This is a genomic window from Paenibacillus sp. J45TS6, from assembly GCF_018403285.1.
Lineage (GTDB): Bacteria > Bacillota > Bacilli > Paenibacillales > Paenibacillaceae > Paenibacillus.
Genome location: NZ_BOSJ01000003.1, coordinates 35,464 through 61,697 on the forward strand (window position 1 = coordinate 35,464; position 26,234 = coordinate 61,697).

General features: G+C 40.6%; 23 protein-coding genes. 18 read left to right on the forward strand and 5 right to left on the reverse strand.

Annotation, left to right across the window (positions count from 1 at the left end; all coding sequences use genetic code 11):
* Window positions 1-36: 36 nt before the first annotated feature.
* From KJS58_RS05245 to KJS58_RS05260, 4 genes are all read left to right on the forward strand, one after another.
* Window positions 37-831 (forward strand): thymidylate synthase, encoded by a 795-nt coding sequence (locus KJS58_RS05245; protein ID WP_213531137.1) that lies wholly within the window; start codon window positions 37-39, stop codon window positions 829-831.
* Between the two features lie 26 nt (window positions 832-857).
* Complete coding sequence (locus KJS58_RS05250) at window positions 858-1,343, forward strand: dihydrofolate reductase (RefSeq protein WP_213531139.1); 486 nt, start codon at window positions 858-860, stop codon at window positions 1,341-1,343.
* 387 nt (window positions 1,344-1,730) lie between these two features.
* A complete protein-coding gene (locus KJS58_RS05255) occupies window positions 1,731-3,218 on the forward strand; it encodes a glutamate synthase subunit beta (protein WP_213531140.1) in 1,488 nt (495 codons plus the stop codon).
* Between the two features lie 205 nt (window positions 3,219-3,423).
* Window positions 3,424-5,724: a type IA DNA topoisomerase gene (locus tag KJS58_RS05260; protein WP_213531142.1), complete on the forward strand. Its 2,301-nt coding sequence runs from the start codon at window positions 3,424-3,426 to the stop codon at window positions 5,722-5,724.
* A gap of 71 nt (window positions 5,725-5,795) precedes the next feature.
* Here the strand turns inward: KJS58_RS05260 and KJS58_RS05265 are convergent, their stop codons facing one another.
* On the reverse strand, window positions 5,796-6,554 hold the full coding sequence (locus tag KJS58_RS05265; protein ID WP_213531144.1) for an HAD family hydrolase: 759 nt from the start codon (window positions 6,552-6,554) through the stop codon (window positions 5,796-5,798).
* Between the two features lie 36 nt (window positions 6,555-6,590).
* Window positions 6,591-7,508 (reverse strand): winged helix-turn-helix domain-containing protein, encoded by a 918-nt coding sequence (locus KJS58_RS05270; RefSeq protein WP_213531146.1) that lies wholly within the window; start codon window positions 7,506-7,508, stop codon window positions 6,591-6,593.
* Window positions 7,509-7,725: 217 nt separating this feature from the next.
* On the opposite strand from KJS58_RS05270, the gene KJS58_RS05275 reads away from it, so the two are divergent.
* The 6 genes from KJS58_RS05275 to KJS58_RS05300 all read left to right on the forward strand — a co-directional run bounded on the left by KJS58_RS05275 (window position 7,726) and on the right by KJS58_RS05300 (window position 13,744).
* Complete coding sequence (locus tag KJS58_RS05275; protein WP_249716932.1) at window positions 7,726-8,898, forward strand: MFS transporter; 1,173 nt, start codon at window positions 7,726-7,728, stop codon at window positions 8,896-8,898.
* A gap of 90 nt (window positions 8,899-8,988) precedes the next feature.
* Complete coding sequence (locus KJS58_RS05280) at window positions 8,989-9,714, forward strand: phosphonate ABC transporter ATP-binding protein (protein WP_213531148.1); 726 nt, start codon at window positions 8,989-8,991, stop codon at window positions 9,712-9,714.
* Window positions 9,714-11,075 (forward strand): hypothetical protein, encoded by a 1,362-nt coding sequence (locus KJS58_RS05285; protein WP_213531150.1) that lies wholly within the window; start codon window positions 9,714-9,716, stop codon window positions 11,073-11,075. The genes KJS58_RS05280 and KJS58_RS05285 overlap by 1 nt, the downstream gene beginning before the upstream one ends.
* A complete protein-coding gene (locus KJS58_RS05290) occupies window positions 11,072-11,767 on the forward strand; it encodes a response regulator transcription factor (protein WP_213531152.1) in 696 nt (231 codons plus the stop codon). Before KJS58_RS05285 ends, KJS58_RS05290 begins: the two co-directional genes overlap by 4 nt.
* On the forward strand, window positions 11,767-13,197 hold the full coding sequence (locus tag KJS58_RS05295) for a sensor histidine kinase (protein WP_213531154.1): 1,431 nt from the start codon (window positions 11,767-11,769) through the stop codon (window positions 13,195-13,197). The genes KJS58_RS05290 and KJS58_RS05295 overlap by 1 nt, the downstream gene beginning before the upstream one ends.
* 19 nt (window positions 13,198-13,216) lie before the next feature.
* Window positions 13,217-13,744 carry a GNAT family N-acetyltransferase gene (locus KJS58_RS05300; RefSeq protein ID WP_213531156.1) on the forward strand — a complete coding sequence of 176 codons (528 nt, stop codon included), beginning with the start codon at window positions 13,217-13,219 and terminating at the stop codon, window positions 13,742-13,744.
* Between the two features lie 89 nt (window positions 13,745-13,833).
* On the opposite strand, the gene KJS58_RS05305 is transcribed toward KJS58_RS05300, so the two are convergent.
* Window positions 13,834-15,042, reverse strand: a complete 1,209-nt coding sequence (locus tag KJS58_RS05305; protein ID WP_213531158.1) for a glucose-1-phosphate adenylyltransferase — start codon at window positions 15,040-15,042, stop codon at window positions 13,834-13,836.
* 196 nt (window positions 15,043-15,238) lie between these two features.
* On the opposite strand from KJS58_RS05305, the gene glgB reads away from it, so the two are divergent.
* Window positions 15,239-17,290: a 1,4-alpha-glucan branching protein GlgB gene (gene glgB, locus KJS58_RS05310; RefSeq protein WP_213531160.1), complete on the forward strand. Its 2,052-nt coding sequence runs from the start codon at window positions 15,239-15,241 to the stop codon at window positions 17,288-17,290.
* Between the two features lie 50 nt (window positions 17,291-17,340).
* Window positions 17,341-18,774: a glycogen synthase GlgA gene (gene glgA, locus KJS58_RS05315; protein WP_213531162.1), complete on the forward strand. Its 1,434-nt coding sequence runs from the start codon at window positions 17,341-17,343 to the stop codon at window positions 18,772-18,774.
* A 100-nt stretch (window positions 18,775-18,874) separates the two neighbouring features.
* Here the strand turns inward: glgA and KJS58_RS05320 are convergent, their stop codons facing one another.
* Complete coding sequence (locus KJS58_RS05320) at window positions 18,875-20,041, reverse strand: M20 family metallopeptidase (RefSeq protein ID WP_213531164.1); 1,167 nt, start codon at window positions 20,039-20,041, stop codon at window positions 18,875-18,877.
* A 217-nt stretch (window positions 20,042-20,258) separates the two neighbouring features.
* Between KJS58_RS05320 and KJS58_RS05325 the strand changes: the two genes are divergently transcribed.
* The 3 genes from KJS58_RS05325 to KJS58_RS05335 all read left to right on the forward strand — a co-directional run bounded on the left by KJS58_RS05325 (window position 20,259) and on the right by KJS58_RS05335 (window position 23,280).
* Complete coding sequence (locus KJS58_RS05325) at window positions 20,259-21,713, forward strand: ABC transporter substrate-binding protein/permease (RefSeq protein ID WP_374705784.1); 1,455 nt, start codon at window positions 20,259-20,261, stop codon at window positions 21,711-21,713.
* Window positions 21,700-22,422 carry an amino acid ABC transporter ATP-binding protein gene (locus KJS58_RS05330; protein ID WP_213531166.1) on the forward strand — a complete coding sequence of 241 codons (723 nt, stop codon included), beginning with the start codon at window positions 21,700-21,702 and terminating at the stop codon, window positions 22,420-22,422. Before KJS58_RS05325 ends, KJS58_RS05330 begins: the two co-directional genes overlap by 14 nt.
* Before the next feature lie 207 nt (window positions 22,423-22,629).
* Window positions 22,630-23,280, forward strand: coding sequence for a 3D domain-containing protein (locus tag KJS58_RS05335; RefSeq protein ID WP_213531168.1), 651 nt, complete (start codon window positions 22,630-22,632; stop codon window positions 23,278-23,280).
* Between the two features lie 60 nt (window positions 23,281-23,340).
* Here KJS58_RS05335 and KJS58_RS05340 read toward each other — a convergent pair whose 3' ends face one another.
* Window positions 23,341-24,216: a polysaccharide deacetylase family protein gene (locus KJS58_RS05340; RefSeq protein WP_213531170.1), complete on the reverse strand. Its 876-nt coding sequence runs from the start codon at window positions 24,214-24,216 to the stop codon at window positions 23,341-23,343.
* Between the two features lie 265 nt (window positions 24,217-24,481).
* On the opposite strand from KJS58_RS05340, the gene KJS58_RS05345 reads away from it, so the two are divergent.
* From KJS58_RS05345 to KJS58_RS05355, 3 genes are all read left to right on the forward strand, one after another.
* Window positions 24,482-25,150, forward strand: a complete 669-nt coding sequence (locus tag KJS58_RS05345) for a PspA/IM30 family protein (protein WP_213531172.1) — start codon at window positions 24,482-24,484, stop codon at window positions 25,148-25,150.
* 133 nt (window positions 25,151-25,283) lie between these two features.
* On the forward strand, window positions 25,284-25,688 hold the full coding sequence (locus KJS58_RS05350) for a DUF350 domain-containing protein (RefSeq protein ID WP_213531174.1): 405 nt from the start codon (window positions 25,284-25,286) through the stop codon (window positions 25,686-25,688).
* 38 nt (window positions 25,689-25,726) lie between these two features.
* Entirely contained in the window at window positions 25,727-26,233 is a 507-nt protein-coding gene (locus KJS58_RS05355) for a DUF4178 domain-containing protein (protein WP_160032043.1), read from the forward strand.
* Window position 26,234: the final 1 nt, after the last annotated feature.

A 26,234-nucleotide genomic window follows, 5' to 3' on the forward strand; every position in this document is an offset into this window, starting at 1 on the left:
GGAACAAGGTTATAAAGGAAAGGGGTTAGTCTTAAAGTGAAAGTCTATCAAGAGCTGCTTCAAGATATTATGGAAAACGGTGTAAAAAAAGAAGATCGTACAGGTACAGGGACGATCTCAGTATTTGGCCGTCAAATGAGATTTGACCTATCAAAAGGATTTCCGCTCGTTACAACGAAACGTATTCATTTAAAATCCGTCGTTCATGAACTGTTATGGTTCTTAAGCGGTGAGACGAATATTAGATACTTAAAAGAAAATGGTGTACGCATTTGGGATGAATGGGCAGATGAGAACGGTGATTTGGGACCCGTCTACGGTTCGCAGTGGAGAAAGTGGAAAACACCTGAGGGTACATTTATTGATCAAATCTCGAATGTTATTGATTCCATTAAAAATAATCCGGATTCACGGCGTCATATTGTAAGCGCATGGAATGTAGCAGAGATCGATAACATGAAATTGCCTCCATGTCATTTTGTATTTCAGTTTTATGTAGCTGGAGGCAAGCTGTCATGTATGCTGACGATGCGTTCCGTGGATACATTCCTTGGGTTGCCTTTTAATATTGCAAGCTACGCGTTATTAACACATATGGTAGCTCAGCAGTGTGGTTTAGAGCCGGGTGACTTTGTTTGGTCCGGTGGAGATGTGCACATTTACATGAACCACTTGGAGCAGGTAGAGACACTTTTATCCCGCGAACCATATGATCTTCCTAAACTCGTAATCCACCGGAAGCCGGAGTCTATTTTTGATTATAAATATGAAGATTTTGAATTTGTAGATTATAAGTATCATCCGACGATTAAAGCACCGGTTTCTGTATAAATTCTATTATTTATGGAGGTGAGCTAATGAGCATAAGCATGATCTGGGCCATGGGCAAAAACGGAGTAATCGGAAAAGATAACGGCATGCCTTGGCGACTTCCTAAGGATATGGCTTTTTTTAAGGAACAAACAACAGGACACACCGTCATCATGGGACGAAAAACATGGGAATCCTTTAATGGCAAACCGCTTCCTAACCGCAAGAATGTAATCCTCTCTCGTAAAGAACAAACCTTTGATGGGGCTGATGTGATCCATTCCGTTGAGGAAGGGGTAGAGATGGCAAAAGAACAGCCGCTATTTGTCATCGGAGGAGCAACCGTATATACGGCTTTTATGCCATATGCTGATCGATTGATCGTTACCAGAATTAATGAGACTTTCGACGGCGATACGTTTATGGAAGATGTGGACTTGGAGCAGTGGGAGTTGGCTAAAGAGATCGCCGGAGAAAGAGATGAGAAAAATCCATATGATTATACCTTTCAATTTTATGAGAGACGTTCTTAATCTTGGTCTTTTAAAAGTTCCTAGCTTGTAGAGACGTAAATTCCCCATTTTATTTTGTGTTTACCTTCATAAAAACTATCTATCATGTTATGTAATCAATATGCAGAATAATGCAAATTATTATTCTCAAAATCCATTTAATATTTGTGATTCTGAATGCTAATATAGTTGAAATGTCAGCACTTGCAGGAATACTTAAGCCATTTATAATGGATCTCTAGTGTGAATGCGCCCCGACTGTTGTATAACCTAAAGTACAAATTTTCTTTTTGTGATACAATAATCAAAAAAATGATACATGGACTGTCAACTATAGTGCAATTGTTCGGATTTAGCATGAATAGCTCGATAATGTTGGGCAGATGAAAATGGATGGGGGAACGTAACATGTCTACACCAACTGGATTTATGGAGTACAAAAGACAACTTCCGGCGGATCGACCGCCTGAGGATCGTATTAAAGATTGGGAAGAGTTCCATAAACATATGTCAGAGGAAGAACTAAGAACACAAGGTGCCCGCTGTATGGATTGTGGAACTCCCTATTGTCATGCCGGGGTTGATATGATCGGAGGAACATCCGGTTGTCCGGTTCATAACTTAATTCCCGAGTGGAACAATCTGGTGTATCGTGGACTATGGAGAGAAGCACTTGACAGGTTACACAAAACGAACAATTTCCCTGAATTTACAGGCCGCGTTTGCCCAGCTCCTTGTGAAGGTTCATGTACAGTTGGCCTTATCAGTCAGCCGGTTACGATCAAGACGATTGAGGAAGCAATTATTGAAAAAGGTTTTGAAGAAGGATGGGTAGTTCCAAATCCTCCTGAGAAACGTACGGATAAACGAATTGCTATCGTAGGCTCCGGGCCCGCTGGACTCGCTGCTGCTGCACAACTTAACAAAGCAGGTCATAACGTTACTGTCTATGAGCGTGCTGACCGTATCGGCGGTCTGTTAACGTACGGTATTCCCAGCATGAAACTGGACAAAGGGGTAGTGCAGCGCCGAGTAGATCTGCTTGCGGCAGAAGGAATTACTTTTATAACGAATACAGAGATCGGCAAAGATATTTCATCGGAAGAACTGGTGAATCAGTATGATGCGGTTGTCCTTTGCGGCGGAGCAACCAAACCTCGTGAATTTAACATTGAAGGCAGTCAGCTGAACGGAGTTCACTACGCTATGGATTTTCTGAATGGAACGATCAAAAGTTTGCTCGATACAGGACTTGAAGATGGAAACTACATTTCGGCAGAAGGCAAAAAAGTGATCGTCATTGGCGGAGGCGATACCGGTTCTGACTGTGTTGCGACTTCGCTGCGGCATGGGGCAAAAAGTGTAACCCAATTTGGTACACACGAAAAGGCACCATTGGAACGCGATCCCCTTATGAACCCATGGCCGCAATTCCCGAATGTATATACACTCGATTATGCTCAGGAAGAAGCAAAAGCACTTTTTGGTAATGACCCTCGTGAATTCTCGATCATGACCACGAAATTCGTGGGTGACGAGGATGGAAATCTAAAGGAACTTCATACGATTGAAATTCAGCGTATTGTCGATGAGACCGGTCGCAAAATCTATAGACCGATCGAAGGAACTGAAAAAGTATTTGAAGCGGATATGGCCCTTATCGCGATTGGTTTTGATGGGCCAGAGCAAATGATTCCTCAGCAGCTGGGACTTGAAACAGATCGTCGTTCGAATGTGAAAGCACGTTATGGCAAATACAACACGAACGTAGATAAAGTATTTGCAGCCGGCGATATGAGACGTGGTCAAAGCCTTGTGGTATGGGCAATTAATGAAGGACGCGAAGCGGCCCGTGAAGTGGATAAATATTTGATGGGTTCTACTGTACTTGCATAAGGAAAAAAAGTGGAGTTTAATTTATATAGTTAAAAATAAATGAAGAGAGTCTCTTAGAGAAGTTTACATTTCTAAGAGACTCTTTTTTATTACGAAACCTCAATTTTTCTGTTATAATGAGGTCTACTTAGAAGCAAGGAGCTTCCGTCATTACTTGAGGGGAGCTCCTTTTCGCTTCGCTAGGGCTACAGGGAGGAACGGACGCATGAAAACGCTGATTATCGCGGAAAAACCAGATATGGGACGCACTATAGCGGCGGTCGTTGAACCGCGTGCCAAAAACAATCGTACGTATCTTGAAGGTGAACAATATATCATAACTTGGGCCATCGGTCATCTACTGGGGCTTGCACAGCCAGAAGCTTATGATAATAAATATAAACGGTGGAGTATTGATGATCTGCCGATTATTCCAGATCGATTCAAGATTACACCTAACCCAAGAACAAAAGACCAACTAAAAGTGATTGGAGAGCTCTCGCGCAAAGCGAATTTGATTATTAATGCTTGTGATGCGGGGAGAGAAGGACAGTATATTTTTGATCTGATCCAGCAACAATTGAAGCTGAGTCAACCTGTCAAACGATTATGGATTTCGGATCTGACTCCGGAGAGTATAAAAAAAGGGTTCGAACAGCTACATGATGCTTCGGAATTTGAACATTTAACGGAAGCTGCAAGAGCTCGCAGTGAAGCGGACTGGCTGATTGGCATGAATGCATCCAGAGCATTTACAACAAGACATAATACACTGCTTTCCGTAGGAAGAGTACAAACCCCTGTACTTGCGCTAATCTATGACCGGGAAAAAGAGATAGAAGCTTTCGATTCTCTCACCTATTTCGAGGTTTCTGCTTTATTTGAGCAGGAATCTACGGATTATCAGGGCATATGGCAAGGTGAACGATTAACTTCTGCTGAGAAAGCGCAAGAGATTGCGGATAAAGTGAAGGGTAAAACAGGGAAGATCGCAAAATATGAGGTGAAAAATTCGAAAGAGTATCCTTATAAACTGTATGATCTGACTCTATTACAAAGAGAAGCGAATGCGAAATTTGGATATCCAGCGAAGAAAACACTTGATATAGCACAAGCCTTATATGAAAAACATAAAGTGATTTCTTATCCAAGAACCAATTCGAACTATGTTACGGAACAGAATATAGACGGTATGCAAAAAACACTGCAGTTGTTAAAACATACACCATATGCTGAATTAGCGGAAAAAGCAAATCCGTCCCTTGTACACAAGGGAAATAAAAGTGTATGCAATCCGCAGAGAGTGGAAGATCACCATGCGATTTTGCCAACGCTGAAGAAGCCAGGAACACTTAGCAAAGATGAAGGACAGATCTATGATTTAATTGTACGCCGGTTCTTATCACACTTTTATCCGCCAGCAGAATATAAACTGCATACCGTATATACCGAAGTGGAAGGTCATACATTTAAGACGAACGTTAAAGAACTGCTTTCGTTAGGTTGGAAAGTGGTGCAGCCTTCGGAAGATAACCAGGCGAAAAAACGCAAGACAAAAAAGGGTGGGGAAGAGGAAGAACCCGAAGAACTTATTTCGGTTCCTTTTCAGGTAAATCCCGATCTGCCTGTGCAGTGTACAAAGAGTGAGATGAAAGAGAAACAAACGAATCCGCCGAAAAGTTATACAGAAGGTACCTTGCTAAAAGCAATGGAAAGTGCGGGTAAGCAGATAGAGAATGAGGAGCTTCGAGATGCCATGAAAGATGCGGGACTCGGGACACCAGCAACGCGGGCGGCTACGATTGAACGGCTTAAACAAGTCGGTTATATTACGATGCAAGGCAAGAAGATGCTGGTTACTCAAAAAGGGAAAATGGCCATCGAACTCATTCGAAGTGCAGGCGTCGATCTGCTAGCTTCCCCGGAAATGACTGGACAATGGGAACGCAGACTGAGTCAGATCTCTAAAGGAGAAGCTGCGCAAGATAAATTTATGGAGAACGTGAAGCGATTTACGATATCCATTATTGAAAAAGTTCGGGTTCAGAAACCAGCTCCAAAAGATGCTTTTGGTGATGAGGATACAGCTAGTAAAGGGAAGAAGGCAGCGGGAACTCGGACAAAGAATCGAACAAGTTCACCAGCTGGGCAGCCTCGCTCCCAAAATAGTACAAGCCGGGGTATTTCTTCTGCGGATAGATCCGTAGCAACAACCAGTACAAACCGTACAGGAACTGCTGCAACCGTGCGTACTGCACTAGGTTCTTGTCCTCGTACAGGATGCGGAGGGCAGATTATTGAAGGGCGTAAAGGATATGGTTGCAGCCATTTCAAACAAGGATGCGGTTTTGTCATATGGAAAGAATACGCTGGAAAACAAATCTCTCAAAAAATGCTGGAATCTTTACTGAGCAAGGGAAAAACGCAGGTGTTATCTTTTAAAGACAGCAGGGGGACCGTAACAAAGGCGAAGATTATACTAAATGATCCGGTGACTGGAAAGTTATCACTTGAACGGCAAGAGTAGTACATGTAATCAAACATGAATGATAAAAGAAGGACTGACCTTGGTGGTATTCCATGTCAGTCCTTCTTTTATTATTTTAAATGAGATTGTTGCTTAATATACTCCGAAATAATCTTCGGTACATGAGTAAGGTCTTTAATCGTATAAAGGGAATAGTTCTCTGGCTTATTTAATTCGATCAGATTGTACTTCCACTCCATATCTTGCTCGATGTATATAGCATGGACTCCTGCCGTGAGAGCAGGTTCAATATCTGTGCGAAGAGAGTTGCCAATCATCCACGTATTTTTACGATCCATTTGCCCTTCGCTTACAATTTTTTCGAAAGCTTCAATGTTTTTATGGCGAGTAATATAAATTCGATCTTCAAAATATTCCCCGAGCTTCATTTGATCAATCTTACGTTGTTGAATCATTTGCTCGCCGCCAGTATATAGGTGAAGCGTATGGCCTTGATCAACGAGATACTCTAAAGTTTCAACCATACCTGGATAGGCTTCAATCTCCTGATCATATACACTCATTCCAAGCTTCTGAAGTTGTGCTTGTTCATTCGTATCAATGGGACGATTTACCTTTTTAGAAAAATAGACGTAGGTGTCAATTAATGACTGAGGGAAATGCTGACTTGCAAAACCAAAAATGGCAACCCCGGATACATCAATCTCCATTTGCTTATTTCGAATTTCCTCTACGGTAATTTGGTAATCACAGAACCATTCTTGCATCAGTTCGAGGAATGCTCCGAGTGTAAGGTTAAAATACTTATTGCAATGAATGAGCGTGTCATCAAGATCAAATATGATTTGCTGTTTTATATTGGATTTCATAGAATCTCACTCCTTATTTCTCTAGTGATGTCGATGTCATAACCTGATATAAGATTCCAAATACATGTTCAGTTCCGATAATCCATCAGGACGCACACAGTACTTCTCACTTTGCTCTTGACCCAGATGTGTTTGCAGAAGACCGGACACTCGTAGTGACATCAGATGAGGTCTGAGTTTGTCTTCTGTTTGTCCAAGTTCCTCTGAAATTTGTTGTAAGGATTTGGGCTTATTAGAGATATATCGTAAGAGCTGGAGCCGTTCGGGACTTGAAATCGCTTCGGTCAGACGAAGTAAACTGATAGGCGGCTCGTCCTCCCGATGTTCAGGCACATCTACAGGATATTGAATTAATAACATACCTTTATAAAAACAATACATATTAATAGGCCGATTATGAACGGTAGGGAAAAGTATGATTTTTTGAAGATCAGGCATCTCCTCGACCATTAACCCTGAAGTAGCATAATCAATCAATTGGTCGGGACTCATTTTTGTCAGGAGGAGCTCTTTCTCTGAACTGTCTTCCTCAATTAATTTCCGAAGTTCTGGATTCAGATGTTGAAAATAATGCTCATCCCACATTTTAAGTAAAGGTATGTAGTCATCACGAATGCGTAATGTTTCCGCAAGAGTCATATCTGGAAGGATATGATGAACCTGTTTCCACAGCTTTTCGGCAGGTTTTGTGCCGAGTTCATTAAGAAATGGCTCAACTTCACTCGTTGTCTCTCGTAGTGCTGTCCAGGCATACAAAACATCATAATCGCTAAAGGGCCAGTTAGAAGCTTCTTTCAATAATTCACGAACTTCTTCCTTTAGTGTGCTATCTACGGTGTGAATCCATTCAGGCCCGATATCTAGGCTCTGAACCCATCTTCTAGTTACATAGACCATAAAGCTATTCAGCAACTCGTATATGGGAGTAACGTCTATTTTCACCTGATAACCCATCTGTATGAACAGACCTCCTATCACAGGTATAAGCTTACTATACAAAAACAAAGTATTCATACTATTATCGCTTGTGTTTAGCTGTATTGTCCACTATAATGTTGAATACTTTGTAACCCGTTTCTGAATGAATAAGCATATAATAGAAGATAGTTACAGGTCGTCAGAAATGACGATTTTTTATTTTGTCATGGGAGCATAGGAGGGAAAAAATGTTTTGAGTAAGGCAACTGGGGCAATACGACAGGAAGGTTCTAAGGCGCATTTTAGTATTCTTATTGTAGTTATTATTGTAGCTGGTCTAAGTCAAGGTTTGCTTTTGCCTGTTCTCTCTATTTTTATAGAGCAGATGGGTGTCTCCTCCAGTATAAACGGTTTAAATGCCGCAGTCATGTACATAGGCTCTTTTGCAATGACACTGGTAGCTGAGCGGATTTTAGGGGCGGTAGGTTTTAAGAAACTAATCGTTTCTGGTCTGATTATCGTTATGATTCCGCTCATGTTGTTTCCACTCATTCCTGATCTAAGACTTTGGTTCTTATTACGGTTTTTGGTTGGGATCGGAGACAGCGCCCTCCATTATTCAACTCAGTTATGGGTACTGCTGGTCACTCCGGCAGCTTCTCGGGGTAGAAACATATCGATATACGGAATGTCTTATGGAATTGGATTTAGTATAGGTCCCCTGGGAATTAAGCTCCTAGGATATGGACAGGTTGTACCGTTTGCTATTCTTTTTTTCTTAATGTTAATCGTTTTGTTATTTGCTTTGAAATTACCGGATACCCGGCCTGAGAAAATAATGAATGAAGGAAGCGGAACCGGGAGATACCGCCGCAGCTTTATTTTAGCCTGGTATGCACTCATTCCAGCATTCTTATATGGGTATATGGAATCGGGCATGAACAGTAATTTCCCTATCTATGGACTTCGTATCGGATTTAGCGAGAGTGATATCTCTACATTACTTCCTTTTGTAGGGATCGGGGGACTGCTTCTTCAATTACCGCTTGGAGCTTTAAGTGACCGGTTTGGAAGAAAACGAATTCTTATGATCTCAGGTATTGTAGGCGGACTTTTATTTATGCTTATCCCCTCAGCAGGGACACAATTTTGGCCAACCTTATTACTACTAACGATAGCTGGAGGACTTGTTGGTTCGTTCTTTTCTCTGGGCCTTGCTTATGCAGCTGATATTTTACCTAAAAATGTGTTGCCGGCTGCAAACGTTGTGGCTTCTTTTCAGTTTAATATAGGGAGTATTATTGGACCTAATCTCGGAGGGATTATGCTTGGACTGGGTGCTCCGGGCGGCATGTTCTGGCTGCTGGGCGCATGTTATCTCTTGTTTGGAATGGCCGGGTTTTTCTTTAAGCAGAACAAATCATAAAGAAAGAACATTTGTTCGCATGGAAAATCTGCTCTATTTCCAATAAACTAAAGATATACATTCTACGGATAAGAGGAGATATAAACGTAAATGATCAGAGTAGAGCAATTGGCAAAGGCCGTTGGTTCAGATAAGATTCCCGTTTTGAAAGAAATTAGCTTTGATCTGCAGCAAGGCGAGTTTATTGGCATTGTCGGTGGAAGCGGAAGCGGTAAAAGCACTTTGTTACGATTGTTGGCTCTTAAAGAAAGTTGGGACCGTGGAAAATTCAACGTGCATGGTACAGATATTTTCAAAGCTGGGTATGCTGGTAAAAAACAGATTAAACGTGAGTGGGCTTATTTAGAGCAGAATCCAGAATTATTTACGAATAAAACAGTTCTCAAAAATGTACTCATCGGAAGATCGGGACAAACACCTTGGTGGCGTATGCTGACAGGTATGGTTCGGTCTGATGATTACATGGGTGCTATGGATGTGATAGAGAGTGTCGGGCTTCTGGACAAAGCCCATATGAAAGCTGGACAACTTAGCGGCGGTGAACGTCAACGTGTTGCTGTTGCCAGGGCTCTAACCCATGGAGCGAAAGTAATTCTAGCGGATGAACCTGTTATCGGTCTTGATCCGAAATCAGCAGATAGTGTACTTGAAAATTTCAAGAAGCTATGCGAGGAAGAGAATATGACGGTGATTGCAGTGCTGCCCATCGAACTTGCAGAACGTTATGCTACTCGGATCTGGGGGCTTTCTGAAGGAAGGCTCGCGTTTGATATTCGTGGCAGACGACTTACATTATATGAGAAAAACAAGATTTAATGAATGAGAAGAGTGATCTGGTGCAAATCATAAGAAATTCACATAAACTTTTCTTTCTGGGTGCGATGCTGCTTTCTATATTTTTGATTAGTGGCTGCGGCAATGGACTGGATTCCTTCAATGATCCAAAATCACTTATGAAGACTCCGCAAATGACAACAGAAAGAGAAAATCTACTCAGTGTTATTCAAGGAGAACTTCCTGAAGGTTCTACGATTACCCAGCCCAGAGAGATGTCAAATAAGATTATTCAAAAAGATTTAAATAACGATGGCGTAATGGAGGCAGTTGTTTTTTATGATCTGCCTGATGATCCTGAAGTGAAGATTCGAGGAATGCTGCTTGAGAAGCAGGGAGATACATGGGTCAAGAAATTGACTTTTGATGGGATAGGTTCAGTTCTTAATTCCTTTCGTGTACAAGAGATCACAGGGGATGAAGGACTCGAAATTTTGGCTGGATTCTCAAGCGGGGTAGAACAGAATGCGCAAAACTGGCTCGTCTCCTACACTTATAAAGGTGGGACTCTGCAGAAAATTTTGGAGATGCCTTATTCAAAATACGTAATTATGGATGAATTTCGTAATCCCATGGATTTAAATGGTGATGGTATTCATGACCTCACAATCATGAATATCCTCCCGACGACAGGACAAGGGACGATAACGGTATATCAATATAACGATGGAAGTTTTGAAGTGCTCGACAAAATGACGATTGATACGAAGATGCGGGATTTCTATAATGTATCAGCAGGAAAGATCTCGAAAAACAAGACAGGGATTATTTTGGATATCGCGCTGGATGCTTCGAATTCCTATTCTGATTTAATCTATATGGAAGATAATCAATTGGTTGAGGCTTTTAAAGGAACAGATATTACGTTTAAACCTAGAAAGATATTAAGTGAAGATATCAACAATGACGGTATTGTGGAATTCGGTTTGCTTGAAGAACCGCCGGGTTGGGAACATTTTGTTGATAGTGAAAAACTATACTTCTATTCCTTTTATCAATGGAATGGTGAAGATGGCCTAACCTTTATAATGCAGCAATATCGGGATGATCAAGATCGTTTTTATTTCAACTTGAAACCCGAACAATATGGGAATGTCACACTTGACACGAAGTCAGTCAAGGATAAATATTTACGCTTTAAATTGGCAGATACCGATGAAACGGTTGCTGAGATTCAGTTTTTCTCACTGGACAGCTGGGAACGAGTAAAAGATGAATGGAAACAAATCGTTCGTTCTAGTAATCAGGTAATAGGATACAGATTGCCAAAACAAGCAGGTCAAAACACACCAAGTAATAACTTACTTACAGATCCGCAACAGGAAGGAATGATTATAGAATGAGTAAAGTACTGATTATGGAAGATGAGGAGTCTATCCGCAGTTTTATCGTACTAAATTTAAAAAGAAATGGATTTGACGTCTTGGAAGCGGCGGATGGTCTTGAGGCAATGAAGATCATAAATGCCGTAAGTGATATTGATATTGCGCTTCTTGACGTCATGGTACCTGGGATTGATGGGTTCGAAGTGTGCCGCCGTATTCGTGAAACCAATGAACGAATCGGGATTATCTTTTTAACAGCAAAAGTTCAGGAGCAGGATAAGGTATATGCCTTATCTGTTGGGGCTGACGATCATGTAAGTAAACCTTTTAGTCCGACCGAGCTCATTGCACGTATACAGTCTTTATTGCGCCGAGTGAATGTGCACCGGGAAACAGCGGCCAAAGTTACCTTTAAATCAGGTCCATTCTCTCTTGACCTAATCTCCAAGCAGTTTAAAAGAAATGGGCAAGCCATTGAACTCACACCGACTGAGTTTTCTCTTGTACAATTCTTCCTTGAAAAAGAAAACACGCCTCTGAGCCGGGATGTACTTCTGGATCATGTCTGGGGTAAAGAGTACATGGGTGATCCTAAAATTGTAGATGTAAACATAAGACGACTACGTCAAAAAATTGAAGGCAACCCTTCTGAGCCGGAATTTCTCCAAACGGTTTGGGGGCATGGCTACAAGTGGAAAGGTAGAGCTTAATGATGAAAGGCATTCGCAGGCAAATTGTGCTGCAGTATTTTATTCTTGTTCTGCTTGCGCTGCTTTTGATTGAATCCATCTTTCTGGTTGCGATGCAGAAGTATTACTACGACAGTATATATAACTACATCGAGTCTAACTCTAAAAATGTAATCAGATATTACAATTCATCATTTATAGACAGCAGTAACGAGAGTTCGTTCATATCCAATCTGATGTATTACCTTAAACTCGAAAATACATCGCTTGAAATTCTGGATACGGAGGGCCGAGTTCTTGCTCTTTCCTCTGGTTTTGAATCGGATCGGGTAGTCCAGACAAGTGATGTCCCGCAGGCTCTTAAAGGCAGTACGGGTCGTTGGATAGGTAAAGACGTGATCACAGGCGAGTCTGTTATGGCGGTATCCACCAAAATAGATTACGGTAACGATAATGTATATATTGCTCGGTATGTAACAAGCATGGAGCGAGTGAATGATGCTCTAGTAGATATTTTAGTATGGTCAGGATTGATCGTTGTAGGGGTGCTTGTGCTTGTCTTTACAATTAGTATTGGGCTGGCGAATTCCATTGTAAGACCGATCAATATTATTACAGCCGCTTCGGCAGAGATGGCAAAAGGCCGCTTCGATGTCCGAATTGAAGGGGATTATAAATATGAGATTGGTGAACTATCTTCTACCTTAAATTATATGGCTGAGGAAATTGTGCGCAGCAATCAGGTGAAAGATGATTTCATTTCATCCATTTCTCACGAACTTCGTACTCCGCTGACAAGTATAAAAGGATGGAATGAAACACTCGAATCAGGCGGGTATGATCCCGAAGAAACAAAAATGGGTCTTAAAATAATTTCAAAAGAAACCAACCGCCTCATTGGGCTTGTTGAAGAATTGCTCGATTTCTCTAAATTGCAACAAAATGAGATGAAGATGGTCAAAGGCACGGTTAGCGTTCGTGAAGTTTTGCAAGAAATCATGCTGAATGTATGGGCTAAAGCAGAACAAAAACAGATCAAACTTAGACTCAGTGCAGAAGAGGAAGATTATTTAATTATTGGTGATGGCAACCGATTAAAACAAGTGTTTCTTAATGTCATTGACAATGCAATTAAATTTTCACATATGAATACATGGATCGATATTACGATAAAACGTGAGCAAGATCAGGTAGTTGTCATTGTTCAAGATACAGGAATTGGGATCAGCGAAGAACATCTTGAGCGTGTAAAAGATCGATTCTATCAAGTCGATCACCAACACGGCGGAACAGGACTGGGTCTAGCCATTAGTCAGCAGCTGATAGAGCTTCATGGCGGTACGCTTCAGATGGAAAGCGAACTTGGAAATGGAACAACGGTGACGGTTAAACTTCCTGCTTTAACCCAGGAAGAACACTTCAAATCGGATATAGATCCTGAAGTAGTCTAAAGGGGAGAGGTAGAGGCTAATGGTTCAAGATCTGAAAGTAATAAAAACGAGAAGAGAGCCAGATGGGATCATTAGACTGGTGCAAGCGACGCCTAATCAATCGGAAGATATTAGAGCACTGCTTGTGGAAGCGGCAGAGTGGATGGTGGGTAATGATCTTAACCACTGGACACCGGATCTGTTTACACTAGATTCTATTCACAAATATTTTGATGATCGAGATATTTATATTGCTTATTTAAATGAGTCTCCAGCCGGATTATTCACCTTGCAAGGAGATGATCCTGCTTATTGGGGGGCGCTCAATGATGAGGCATATGGTTATCTGCATCGATTGACCGTGGGCAGAGCTTACCGCAAGCGGGGACTAAGCAGCTGGATGATTGATGCAGCAGAAGAGATTGTTCTTGCTGCAAGAAAAAAAGGCTTACGTCTCGATTGTATAACACATAGTCCGAAATTGAATGATTTTTATCAAGGGCAGGGGTTTATTCACCTGGGTGTGACAGATATGGGAGATCGAAAAGTAAACCTATATCAAAGATAACGTTAAAACGTAGAGTACATCACAAAAAGAGCATCCTAATCATGGGGTGCTCTTTTTGTTCAAAGATGGTATGATGAAAATAATCTTTTTTAGCTCGAGGTTGCTCGTAGCTGTCCTGCTTTCTCGTACACGTCTTTGAGAAGACGGTTTGTTCGAACAGAAGGCTTGCCTGCGACCGTTTCTCCAGGACCAATGACAACTATTTCATCTAGACTGCCTTTGATTACTGCCCCGTCTCTAATGATCGCTCCTTCACCGATAATGGCACGGTCTATGGTAACATTACGACCAATGCGAACATTAGGCATGATTACACTTTCTTTAATTGTGGAACTCTTACCAATCTCTACGCCGTAGAAGATAACAGAATGATCAGAATTTCCTTCCATGTAACAATTTTCATGGACCATAGAATTTCTGGATAGTGTTGCTTTTTGTCTATAACCAGTTAGTTTTGTACGTCCTTGACGTGAATACATAGGCCATGCCTGTAGTTCTTCTTTCGTCAAGTTCACTCCGTTTAATACATCCATATGGGCATCCCATAAGGATTGCACAGTACCAACATCTTTCCAATATCCTTCAAAGTTATATACATAAAGCGGATCTTCACCCTTCAGCATAGAAGGAATGATATCCTTGCCAAAGTCATGACTAGACTCCGTAGAAGCGGCATCCTTAATCAAATGTTTTTTAAGGTGCTTCCAGTTAAACACATAAATACCCATAGAAGCCAAGTTGCTTTCTGGTTGTGCCGGTTTTTCAACAAACTCAGTCACACGCATGTCTTCATTGGTATTCAATACTCCAAAGCGATGAGCTTCATTCCAAGGTACTTCCATTACTGCAATGGTAGCTAATGCTTGTTTTTCCTCATGATACTTCAGAATTTTCCGATAATCCATTTGATAAATATGGTCACCAGACAAGATTAAGACGTTTTCTGGATCTTGTGCATCAATGTATTCCATATTTTTATAGATGGCATCTGCCGTTCCGCAGTACTCATCTGAACCTGTATTCCAAGAAGGAAGAAGAGTAACTCCCTTATCCTTAGTTGTATTTAATTTCCAAGGTTCGCCTTTACCAATATGTCCATGTAAAGATTCTGCCTCATACTGTGTCAAGACTCCCACAGTGTCAATACCTGAATTTACGCAGTTACTGAGAGGAAAATCAATGATTCGATAATTACCGCCGAAGTGAACAGCTGGTTTTGCGATTTTTGATGTCAGTGGAGCCAGACGTTTCCCTTCTCCTCCTGCCAATAACATGGCGATGCATTCTTTTTTAGCCATTTGTATTTCCCTCCCATAGTATGTTTCCGTGATATGTTATTAAACGGAGCCCAACATAGATGAATCACTATTTTCTGAAAATAGCTAAAAATTAATTTTATATTTTCGTTTAGCTATTTTTCATTTTCATAATGGAGAAAATGGGGTAATAATGTTTTTGTAGTGTTTATTCTATTTTAAAAAGAAGGTGATCTCTTTGATCGAAAACAAGGTACCGAAATCATTTATCTCTTCGGAAGATATTTATTTGTTTCACGAAGGAACTTCACATTTTAGTTATCATTTTCTCGGAGCTCATCCGGTTCAGGAAGACGGAGTATCAGGCTATCGTTTCACAGTCTGGGCACCAAATGCTTCAAAAGTAGGCCTTGCTCTTGATCGCAACGGTTATCACGGTCTGGGAGAAGCGGATGTATTATATAAGATACCCGATTCTGGGCTTTGGAGTCGTTTTTTCCCTGACATCGATGAAGGAACATTTTACAAATATCATATTCTCACCTCTAATAATGAATCTCTGCTGAGAGCTGATCCTTACGCTTTCCATGCAGAAGTCAGACCGAGTACAGCTTCCATTACCTCCAAGATCGAGGGTTATAAGTGGAAGGATGCTTCCTGGAGACGTAAACGTAAAGAGATATATCAAAAACCACTTCATATTTATGAGATGCATTTTGGGACATGGAAACAAAAAGAGACAGGGGAGTTCTATACATATGCTGAAATGCCTGAGTTATTAATCCCTTATTTGAAAGAAATGTCTTACACTCATGTAGAGTTTATGCCAATAACGGAACATCCATACGATTTGTCATGGGGTTATCAAAATACCGGATATTACGCCCCGACAAGTAGGTACGGAACACCTCATGATTTTATGTATCTGATTGATCAGCTGCATCAGGCGGGTATCGGTGTTATTTTGGACTGGGTACCTGCGCATTTCGCTAAAGATGCCCATGGACTTCGGATGTTTGATGGAACACCATTGTTTGAGTATGCAGATCCGCTTAAGGCAGAAAAACCTGGTTGGGGAACCCTAAGTTTTGATTATTCCAAACCGGAGGTTCGCTCGTTCCTTATATCTAATGCGCTTTACTGGATGGATATGTACCATATCGATGGTCTCCGTATTGATGCAGTAACAAGTATGCTGAAGCTGGACTTTGAAAAAGCAGAAGGCCAGTATCGTCTTAACGACAAAGGTACGAATGAAAATGTGGAAGCCATTGACTTTATTAAACAATTAAATGAAACGGTTTTTCATTATTTCCCCGCAGCGTTAATGATGGCGGAAGAATCCAGTTCATGGTCTCAAGTAACAAGTCCTGTATATGCGGGTGGACTCGGATTCAATTACAAGTGGAACATGGGATGGATGAATGATACGCTTGAATATTTTGAAACGGATTTTTCGGAGCGTCCGGCAAGACATAATTTATTAACTTTCCCTTCGGTATATGCCTATAATGAGAACCATTTGCTGCCGTTGTCACACGATGAAGTTGTGCATGGTAAGAAATCTCTCCTTAATAAAATGCCGGGAGATTATGAACAAAAATTTGCGGGTCTGCGTGCTTTGCTTGGTTATTTTATAACTTCCCCAGGAAAAAAACTGCTCTTTATGGGTGGGGAGTTTGGTCAGTTCATTGAATGGAAGGATGAAGAACCTTTAGATTGGTTTTTGCTTGACTATGAGAGCCACCGAAAGCTTCTCCACTTCTCCAAAACATTAAATGAATTTTATTTACAAGAAAAAGGATTATGGGAATTGGATCATAGTACCGAAGGATTTGAATGGATTTCGGCAGATGATCGCTCTCAAAGCGTACTTTCTTTTATAAGAAAAGGGAAAAAACCAGGTGACTCCCTAATCGTACTTATTAACCTACAACCTGTATCCCGTTCTCATTATAGAGTGGGTGTACATCGTTCTGGTTCCTATACAGAGGTGTTTAATAGTGATCGGGTTGATTTTGGCGGACAAGGTCTTCTTAATGAAGAAGTGCGCACTGAAAAGATCAGCTATCATGGACAGCCGAATAGTATGGAGGTTACCTTGCCACCTCTAAGTATTGTTATCTTCAAGAAGACACCCAGAAGCAAACGTGCTTCCGTAAAGGATGAGCCAGTCCTTAATACCACTTCAAAATCAAAACAGAAAAGCAGGAAAACAACAGAATCCATAGAGACAAAGAAACCTAGAAGACAAACAAAAAAAATAAAAGATGGTGAACCATCCTTATAGAAGGAAGTTGCATCGTACTTAAGTAAGGCATAATAAGGAGGAAGTAAGTAATGAAAGTATTATATGTCGCAGCAGAGGGTCATCCATTCATAAAAACAGGAGGACTTGCCGATGTGATTGGTGCTCTGCCCCAGGCACTCATTAAAGAGGGAGTAGATGTACGGGTCGTTTTACCCAAGTACAAAAATATTCCTGAGCGGTTTAAAGAACAGATGGAGCCAGTTGAAGTGACAGAAGTAAATGTAGGCTGGCGCAAGCAGTATTGCGGCGTTGAACAACTGATTCATCAAGGTGTTACATTTTATTTTATTGATAACGAGTACTATTTTGGAAGAGACGGAATCTACGGTTATATCGATGACGGGGAACGATTTGCTTTCTTTAACCGAGCTGTTCTCGAAGTCATTCCTTTCTTAGATTTTAATCCGGATGTAATTCACTGTCATGACTGGCATTCTGCGATGATCCCTTTGCTGAAAAAGGCACATTTTGACCATATTGCAGCTTATCAGTCCATGAAAACGGTATTCACCATTCATAATCTGCTATATCAAGGTGTATTCCCTTATGAAGTACACAGTGATTTGCTTGCACTGGACAGCCGTTATTTCACCTCCGAAGGTGTAGAGTATTATGGAAACCTGAATTTCATGAAAGCTGGATTAGTTTACTCTGATCATGTCACTACCGTCAGCCCTACCTATGCGGAAGAGATCAAAACATCTCATTACGGATATGGTTTGGATGGTCTCCTGCGTTCCATTGAAGGGCGTTTAACAGGGATTGTTAACGGTATTGACACAGAAAGTTATAATCCTGCGACTGATGATCAACTGGCAACAACCTATGATATGCAGCAGATCGAGAAAAAAGTAGAAAACAAAATTGCGCTTCAAAAAGAACTCGGATTACCTGTCAAACCAGAAGTTCCAGTGATCGCCATGGTGACTCGCCTTGTGGAATCAAAAGGTCTTGACCTCGTAACTAGAGTACTTGATGAATTATTATATTATGATGATGTACAGTTTATTCTTCTGGGAACAGGAGAGGGTGAATTTGAGCACTGGTTCCGTGAAGCGGAGAAACGCCATCCTCTAAAAATGTCAGCTCAGATTCGTTTTAATGAAGGTTTATCGAGAAGATTCTACGCAGGAAGTGATATGTTCCTGATGCCTTCTAAATTTGAACCTTGCGGAATTAGTCAATTATTAGCTTTGCAATACGGAAGTATTCCCATTGTGAGGGAAACGGGCGGACTGAATGATACGGTCCAAGCTTACAATGAATTCTCTGGTGAGGGAACCGGCTTTACGTTTACCAACTTTAATGCGCATGACATGCTTTATACAATCCGGCGTGCAGAGTCATTCTATAGACAAGCTGAACATTGGAAGAAAATTATGAATAACGCCATGAGCGGTGATTATAGCTGGGAAGTTTCAGCAAGAGAATATCTAGATATTTACGAACAGATAACGGAATAAAGTATGGAAAATAAAAAGAAGGGGCCTTTTGCCATAATGGCAAAAAGCCCCTTCTTTTGCTTGTTTCTATTTTCATTCCAATAGAATTTCCTACTATATATTATGCATTGCGTCGAAATTCATCTTGAATAGAAGCCAGAAGATCCGGTTGTGATATGACGTCATAAGCGGTACCCGCTAATGCTTTTGCACCTAGAATCATAGCGTCAAGAGCCTGTTCTTTCATGGCAAGGTCCCTGAATTCAATGGAGTGCAGCGCGTGTTGTTCATTAATGATTTTGATGTATGGATGAATGGCAGGAACACGTAGTGAGACATTTCCCATATCCATTGAGCCATGATCGTCTCCTGTGACAATCTCCTTCTCATCGATACCGAGTTCTACAAGGTTTGATGAGAATACGTCAGACAAAGTTTCATTTGTATACATCTCATCATATGAAGTTTCATAATTCGAAGTTTTGAGTGTGCAGCCTGTTTGCAGAGCAGAGCCTTCTGCAATTTGTATGACACGTTTCGTCAGTACATCAAGTTCTTTACGTGTAGCTGCACGTACATAAAATTGAGCGGAAGCGTAATCTGGAATGATATTTGCTGCCTCTCCGCCATGGTTGATAACACCGTGGATCCGAACAGTGCTTTTCACTTGTTGACGGAAGGCATTGATTCCATTAAAGGTTTGGATCACGGCATCTAGTGCATTAATTCCCTCATGAGGAGTAGCCGCAGCATGGGATGATTTACCGAAAAATTCGAATTGAACCGCGTCGATCGCGAGTGATTTTCCTGACTTTTCAAAAGCATAATAAGGGTGAGTCAACATTGCGATATCGCAATCATCAAATAGTCCAGCTGCAGCCATAGGAACTTTCGCCCCTTTTGTTTCTTCTGCCGGGGTACCAAATACTTTAATCGAGCCGCCAATCGTATCAATAACAGATTTTAGACCAACCGCTGCACCTAAACCCATCATGCAGATCAAGTGATGCCCACAAGCATGTCCGATTTCTGGAAGTGCATCATATTCACATAATAAAGCAACTTTTGGGCCAGGTTTAGAGGATGCATAGGTACCAATAAATGCAGTATCTAGACCTAGCACAGGTGCTTCCACTTCGAAACCATGATAAATCAGTTCTTCTTTCAAGCGCTTGCTGGCAAGAAATTCTTCATTTCCGAGCTCAGGATTTGCGCCAATATATAATGATATTTCTTTAAATCGGGAACTATATTGATCAATAGTGTCATTTATTATTTGTTTGTTCATAAGACTCTCCCTTTGATAATGATTTGTCGATTCATGGGTGTATAATTAAAATCGTATATACATTATAGCACTGGCTTTTAGAAACGTCTTGTAATTCAGGTGAATCAATGGAAAACTATGAAAATAGAAAGAAAACCCGTTGCATATTCATACATTTTCACTTATAATAGTTCAATCTTATAAAAATGATCTAGAGTCAGCTAAGGAGAGACAGAAGTTGAAAAAAACAGTTCGTATACTTATGTTATTAATGTGTATTGTCTTGTTGCTTCCAGCCGGTATGGCTACCGTTTATGCAGCCGACAATGTAAACAGCAAAGAAACGCTGGTTCTAGGGACGAGTGCTGATTTTCCGCCTTATGAATTTCATAAAACGATTGATGGACAAGACCAGATTGTTGGTTTTGACATTGAAATAGCAAAAGCCATTGCTGAAAAAATGGGCGCAGAACTTGTAATCGAAGACATGGGATTTGACAGTTTGCTGCCTGCCCTTCAGAGCGGACGAGTTGATCTTGTCATATCAGGAATGACTCCTACGGAAGACCGTAGACAAAGTATTGATTTCTCTGATTATTACTACAAAGCAAGTCAGGTTGTCTTAGTTCGAAGTGAGGATTTGGATAAGTATCAAACAATGACTGATCTGGAAGGGGAGACCATCGGAGTTCAAAAAGGCTCCATCCAAGAAGGAATTGGCCAAGGAATTAAGAATGCTAATCTCGTAGCGCTTGAAAAAATGGGTGATCTTGTTCTTCAGCTCGAAACAGAACGTGTTAATGCAGTAATTGTAGAAGATACGGTTGCAAAAGGTTATCTAAACAATAAAATTGTGATCGCTAGTGCAAGTCCTGAAGAAACGGACTCTGCAGCAGCAATCGGGGTTGCTAAAGGGAATACAGAACTATTAGAAGTCATCAATGCTACAATCGCAGAACTAAAAGTGGATAATGGCATTGAGAAGATGGTAGAAGAAGCGAGCTTGCTCGCATCAGGTAACCAAAAAGATCGCAATATATTTACGATTGCTTATGAATTCCGTCATTATTATGCGAAGGGTATTGGTTATACCCTGTTATTGTCTGCACTTGGCGTTATCTTTGGTTTTCTGATTGGCTTAATTATTACTTTAATGCGTATGTCTGCATTCAGAGTACTTAGATGGATCGGAACGGCATACGTAGAAGTGTTACGCGGTACACCAATGTTGGTGCAGTTAATGATTATGCATTATGGACTTGCACTCGTATTTGGTCTTAATCTTTCACCGCTGCAATCGGGGGTTATCACTCTTTCGATCAACAGTTCCGCTTATTTGGCCGAGATATTTAGAGCAGGAATTCAAGGAGTGGATAAGGGGCAGATGGAAGCTGCACGTTCACTTGGAATGAAACGAAGTGCTGCACTTCGTCACATCATTCTTCCTCAAGCTTTAAAATCTGTTCTGCCTGCGATCGGTAACGAGTTTATTACCATTATTAAAGAATCATCCATCATTTCGATTATCGGTATGGCTGACATTATGTACCAAGCTAACTCGATTAGAAATATCACTTATGCAGGTCTAAGTCCTTACATCATCGCAGCAGCTATTTATTTCGTTCTAACCTTCATGCTTTCCAAGCTGCTAAGTCTATTCGAAAGGAAGTTGAGTGCTAGTGATAAGCGTTAAAAATTTGCATAAATCATTCGGAAAACTAGATATTCTTAAAGGCATCGACATTGAGATTGCGAAGGGCGAAGTGGTTGTTGTCATTGGCCCATCAGGTTCAGGGAAAAGTACCTTTTTACGCTGTATCAATCTGCTGGAAGTACCGACAGATGGCGAAATTTTATTCGAAGGTGCGTCCATAACGAACCCGAAACACGATATCAATTCAACTCGTGAAAAAATGGGTATGGTGTTCCAACACTTTAATCTTTTTCCACATAAAACGGTAGGTCAAAACATTACACTTGCGCCTACCATCGTGAAAAATGTATCTGCTGAAGAAGCAAATAAGATCGCTGATGATCTGCTGAAGACGGTGGGTTTAGCAGATAAGAAAGATATATATCCGAATCAGCTTTCTGGTGGACAAAAACAACGCATCGCCATCGCAAGAGCGCTTGCGATGCAGCCGCATGTAATGTTGTTTGATGAACCAACATCAGCATTGGATCCAGAAATGGTCGGGGAAGTACTTGATGTTATGAAAAAACTCGCCGAAGGCGGAATGACCATGGTCATTGTTACTCATGAAATGGGATTTGCCCGTGAAGTGGGAGACCGTATTGTATTTATGGATGGCGGTAAAATCGTCGAAGAGGGTACTCCAGACGAAGTATTTGGTAAACCGCAGCATCCTCGTACTCAAGACTTCTTAAGTAAAGTACTATAATTAATTAATAGATTAGGTATGTAAAAGCTCTCCTAGCATGAATTTTATTCATGTAAAGGGAGCTTTTTTTGTATGTTTAATTCGTATTAATAACAAAATGGTAACTATTACATACGCACAGGTTACAAAATTGTGATATATTAGCTACATCTTACGACAAAACAACTAGAGAAGCTTCTATGAAGAAGCTAGCTATAGGAGGAAATTATGTTTAAACGTTTCAAAAAAACTTCTACACTAGCAGCTGCTTTGCTAGGTGTTACTTTAATGGCACAAAGTGTTCCCGCTCATGCAGAGCAAGTATATGTAGCTAAAGAGGGGGATACATTTTATAAACTATCTCAAAGATACGACATTGACTTAGAAACTTTGATGAACGCAAATAAAAATATTTCGCCATATAATATTTATGAAGGATTAAAATTGACTCTTCCAACAAATAGTGCAGAGAGTTCTTCTAGTAATAATTCAGTAACAGCAAGCCTGAATGTGGATAGCAGCAATAAAGTGGTAGAAGCGTGGGGGAAAACATTTAATTACAGCGAAACCTTGGATGTAAAAGCGACAGCATATTCTGCTGATCCCGCAGAAAATGGCGGTTATGGATCCGTTGATTACTTCGGCAACCCGCTGGAACTAGGTACGATTGCTGTTGATCCTTCCGTCATTCCACTGGGAACGAAGGTTCTAGTTACAGGTCATTCTCACGATAACCTGCCAGATCAAGCATTTGTTGCTACAGCTACTGATATCGGTGGAGCTATTAAGGGCAACAAGATTGATATCTTTATCCCGGGAAGTAAAAGTTCCGTTGCGAAGTTTGGTATCCAAGATGTCAAACTCTATATAATTGAATAAAATTGAAAATGGATAAAGTAAAGCACCTGTGTATATGGATTCAATTACACAGGTGCTTTTTTATTTTGATTTTTCAATTCCTAGCAGTTCAGGCACCGTGACCAATTCGTATCCTTGATTTTTCAAAGCTTTAATGACTTCAGGTAAAGCTTCAATGGTCCCTTGAAGTTTCGATCCATATCCGCCGCCCCCATGCTGAAGCACGATTGCACCAGGGCGAGTACCTGAGAGAATGTTCGTTAACACTTGTTCTTTGTTTAGTCCTTTCCAATCTAAAGAATCTACATTCCAATTTACAATCCGGTACTTGTGCTCAGCCGCCCATATGAGCTGTTCTTCTGTGATTTCACCATATGGCGGGCGAATTATTTTTGGAATATATCCTGTAATTGGGAGAATGGCTTGCTCCGTTTTTTTGATTTCTGAAATAAAAGCAGACATTGATATTTTATTGAAATCCGGATGAGTAAAGCTGTGATTACCAATGACATGACCTTCATCATGAATTCGTTTGGCAAGTTCGGGATGATTCAGTACTCTTTGACCATTCACAAAAAAAGTTGCTTTCACCCCGTACTCTTTTAAAACATCTAATATTTGCGGAGTGAATCTTGGATCGGGTACATCGTCAAATGTTAAGGCAATTCTTTTTACATTAGGCCCATTCGTAACGAATGTACTTTTATATTTCTTTCGAAGCTGGCCAAGTGTAAGTTTTGATTTCTCATCTACTTCCTTCTGCGGTTCTTTTACAGGAGGAAGTTCTTTCGTAATTGAATCCAGTTGAAAAAATGGATCTTCTATGTTTTTACTATCCTCCGGAGCGTAAATGTATGTACGATCCAGCACGTATGCCGCAGCAGTTTGCGAAAAATATATGAGGAGGATACCGGATAATAAAGTAAATGCAACAAAAGAACAAACGACGCGTTTCATGTAAGCATAACTCCTTATATTTGTGATTATGGTTACGAAAAACAATGGGACAGTACATGACGGGTATTCGTATGTTATTGCCTAGACGTAACAAAATTATTCTTACATCAACGATCCTGACATTCTGTTAGTTCCCATTTATTAAATAAATGAAACTTCATGAATCACTGATCCGTATAAGGTAATTAGATGCATAAGTAGTGATTCATTACCGAGTAAGTGAGTATATTAAGTAAAAGAAAACATATACGGGAGGAATTTTATAATGTCTCTATTTAAAAGATTTCGTGATTTGACCATGTCCAATATTAATGCTCTGATTGATAAAGCGGAAGATCCAATTAAAATGACCGATCAATATATTCGTGACATGCAGAAGGATTTGGAAGATGCGGAGAAAGCAGTAGCTGCACAAATCGCCATTGAGAAGAAATTCAAAGCTCTATATGAAGAGCAGGAAGCTCTGGTGAAGAAAAGAGAAGAGCAAGCACATACGGCTGCTAAAGCACAGAATATCGACCTTGCTCGTCGTGCTCTCGAAGAAAAGAAAAATGCAGAAGCAAAACTTACGGAATACAAAACAAGTTTTGAACAGAATAAAGCTTCTGCAGACAACCTTCGTTCCAAATTGGAGCAAATGCGTAAACAACTGACGGAAATGAAGAACAAGAGAGAAACACTGGTAGCTCGTTATAATGCTGCCAAAGCTCAGACGGAAATCAACAAAGCAATGAGTGGTTTTGGTTCTGATACGGCCGCATCTGGTATGAAGCGTATGGAAGAAAAAATGCTTCAAGCGGAAGCACATGCAGAAGCAAGTAATGAAATGAACAGCAAAGAAAAATCACTTGATGAAGAATTTGAAAATATGGGGAAAGACAAGGAAGTAGAAGACGAACTGGCAGCTTTGCTGAAACAGTACGAGAATAAATAACAATCATGAGTATGATAAAAAATGAATAAAGTGATTGTAAGCTTTATTCCATGTGACGGAGGGGGAACGACGCAGTTTCTCCTTCGTTTTTCATGAGGGAGCTATCTGACACTATTGGAGGATGTTATATCTAATGGAATTTATGGATATCGTACGCATGCTGGTATGGACAGGTTCAGGAGCAGTACTGCTGTTTATTCTCATGTATGTTGATTCATTATTTACGAAATATAAAGATTTTACAGAAGTAAAAGCAGGCAATATGGCGGTGACAACAAGACTTATTATGAAGTTGTTTGCTCAGGGATATATTTTATCCTCGTCAATTTCGGTATCTTATCATCTAGGTGACGCACTTATTGTATCCGTCGTTTCATTTATTATTTTACTTGTGATCGAAGGTGTCGTGCACACCATGATTCGCCGTTTTGCTTCTTTTGACATTGACGGTGGAATGCAAAAAGGAAAGATTGGCTATGGGCTGTTCTCAGGTACACTTCACTTAGTAGGGGCATTAATCATTTCTGCCTCTCTGTAACCGAGTTATTCCAACCAGAAATAGGAGTTCGATGAATGATGAGTATATGGAAAAGAGTAACGAATCTATTATCAAAACCAAAACCTTCTGCTCCGGAGAAAAGTATGTTACAGCTGAATCCAGGTGATATATGCGAGGTTTCGCTTGTTACTTATGAAGTGACGGGGAAAGTGCAAAACCGAGGAAGAAATGCAGCTCTGCTTACACTGAAAGACGGGAATACAATCGCGTATTTATATATTGAAGAAAGAGAACGTCTTATCTATGCATTATATACTCCTATAGATGGAAGATTGGATCATCCAGAGGAAGTACCGACAACGATCGAACTGGATGACAGAGAATATCATTTAGAGGAACAATATGCGGGTCATGTAATGACAGCAGGGAAGACACCATTTTCTCAAAATGGGGAACAACATGTATGGCAGTTTCAGTCGGATGATAATCATCTCTTACGTATTGAATGGCAGAACGGTCGATTTATGCTATATGAAGGAGAAGATATCCTCCCGGCAGATGTAAAAGTTATTCGGGCAACCTAGG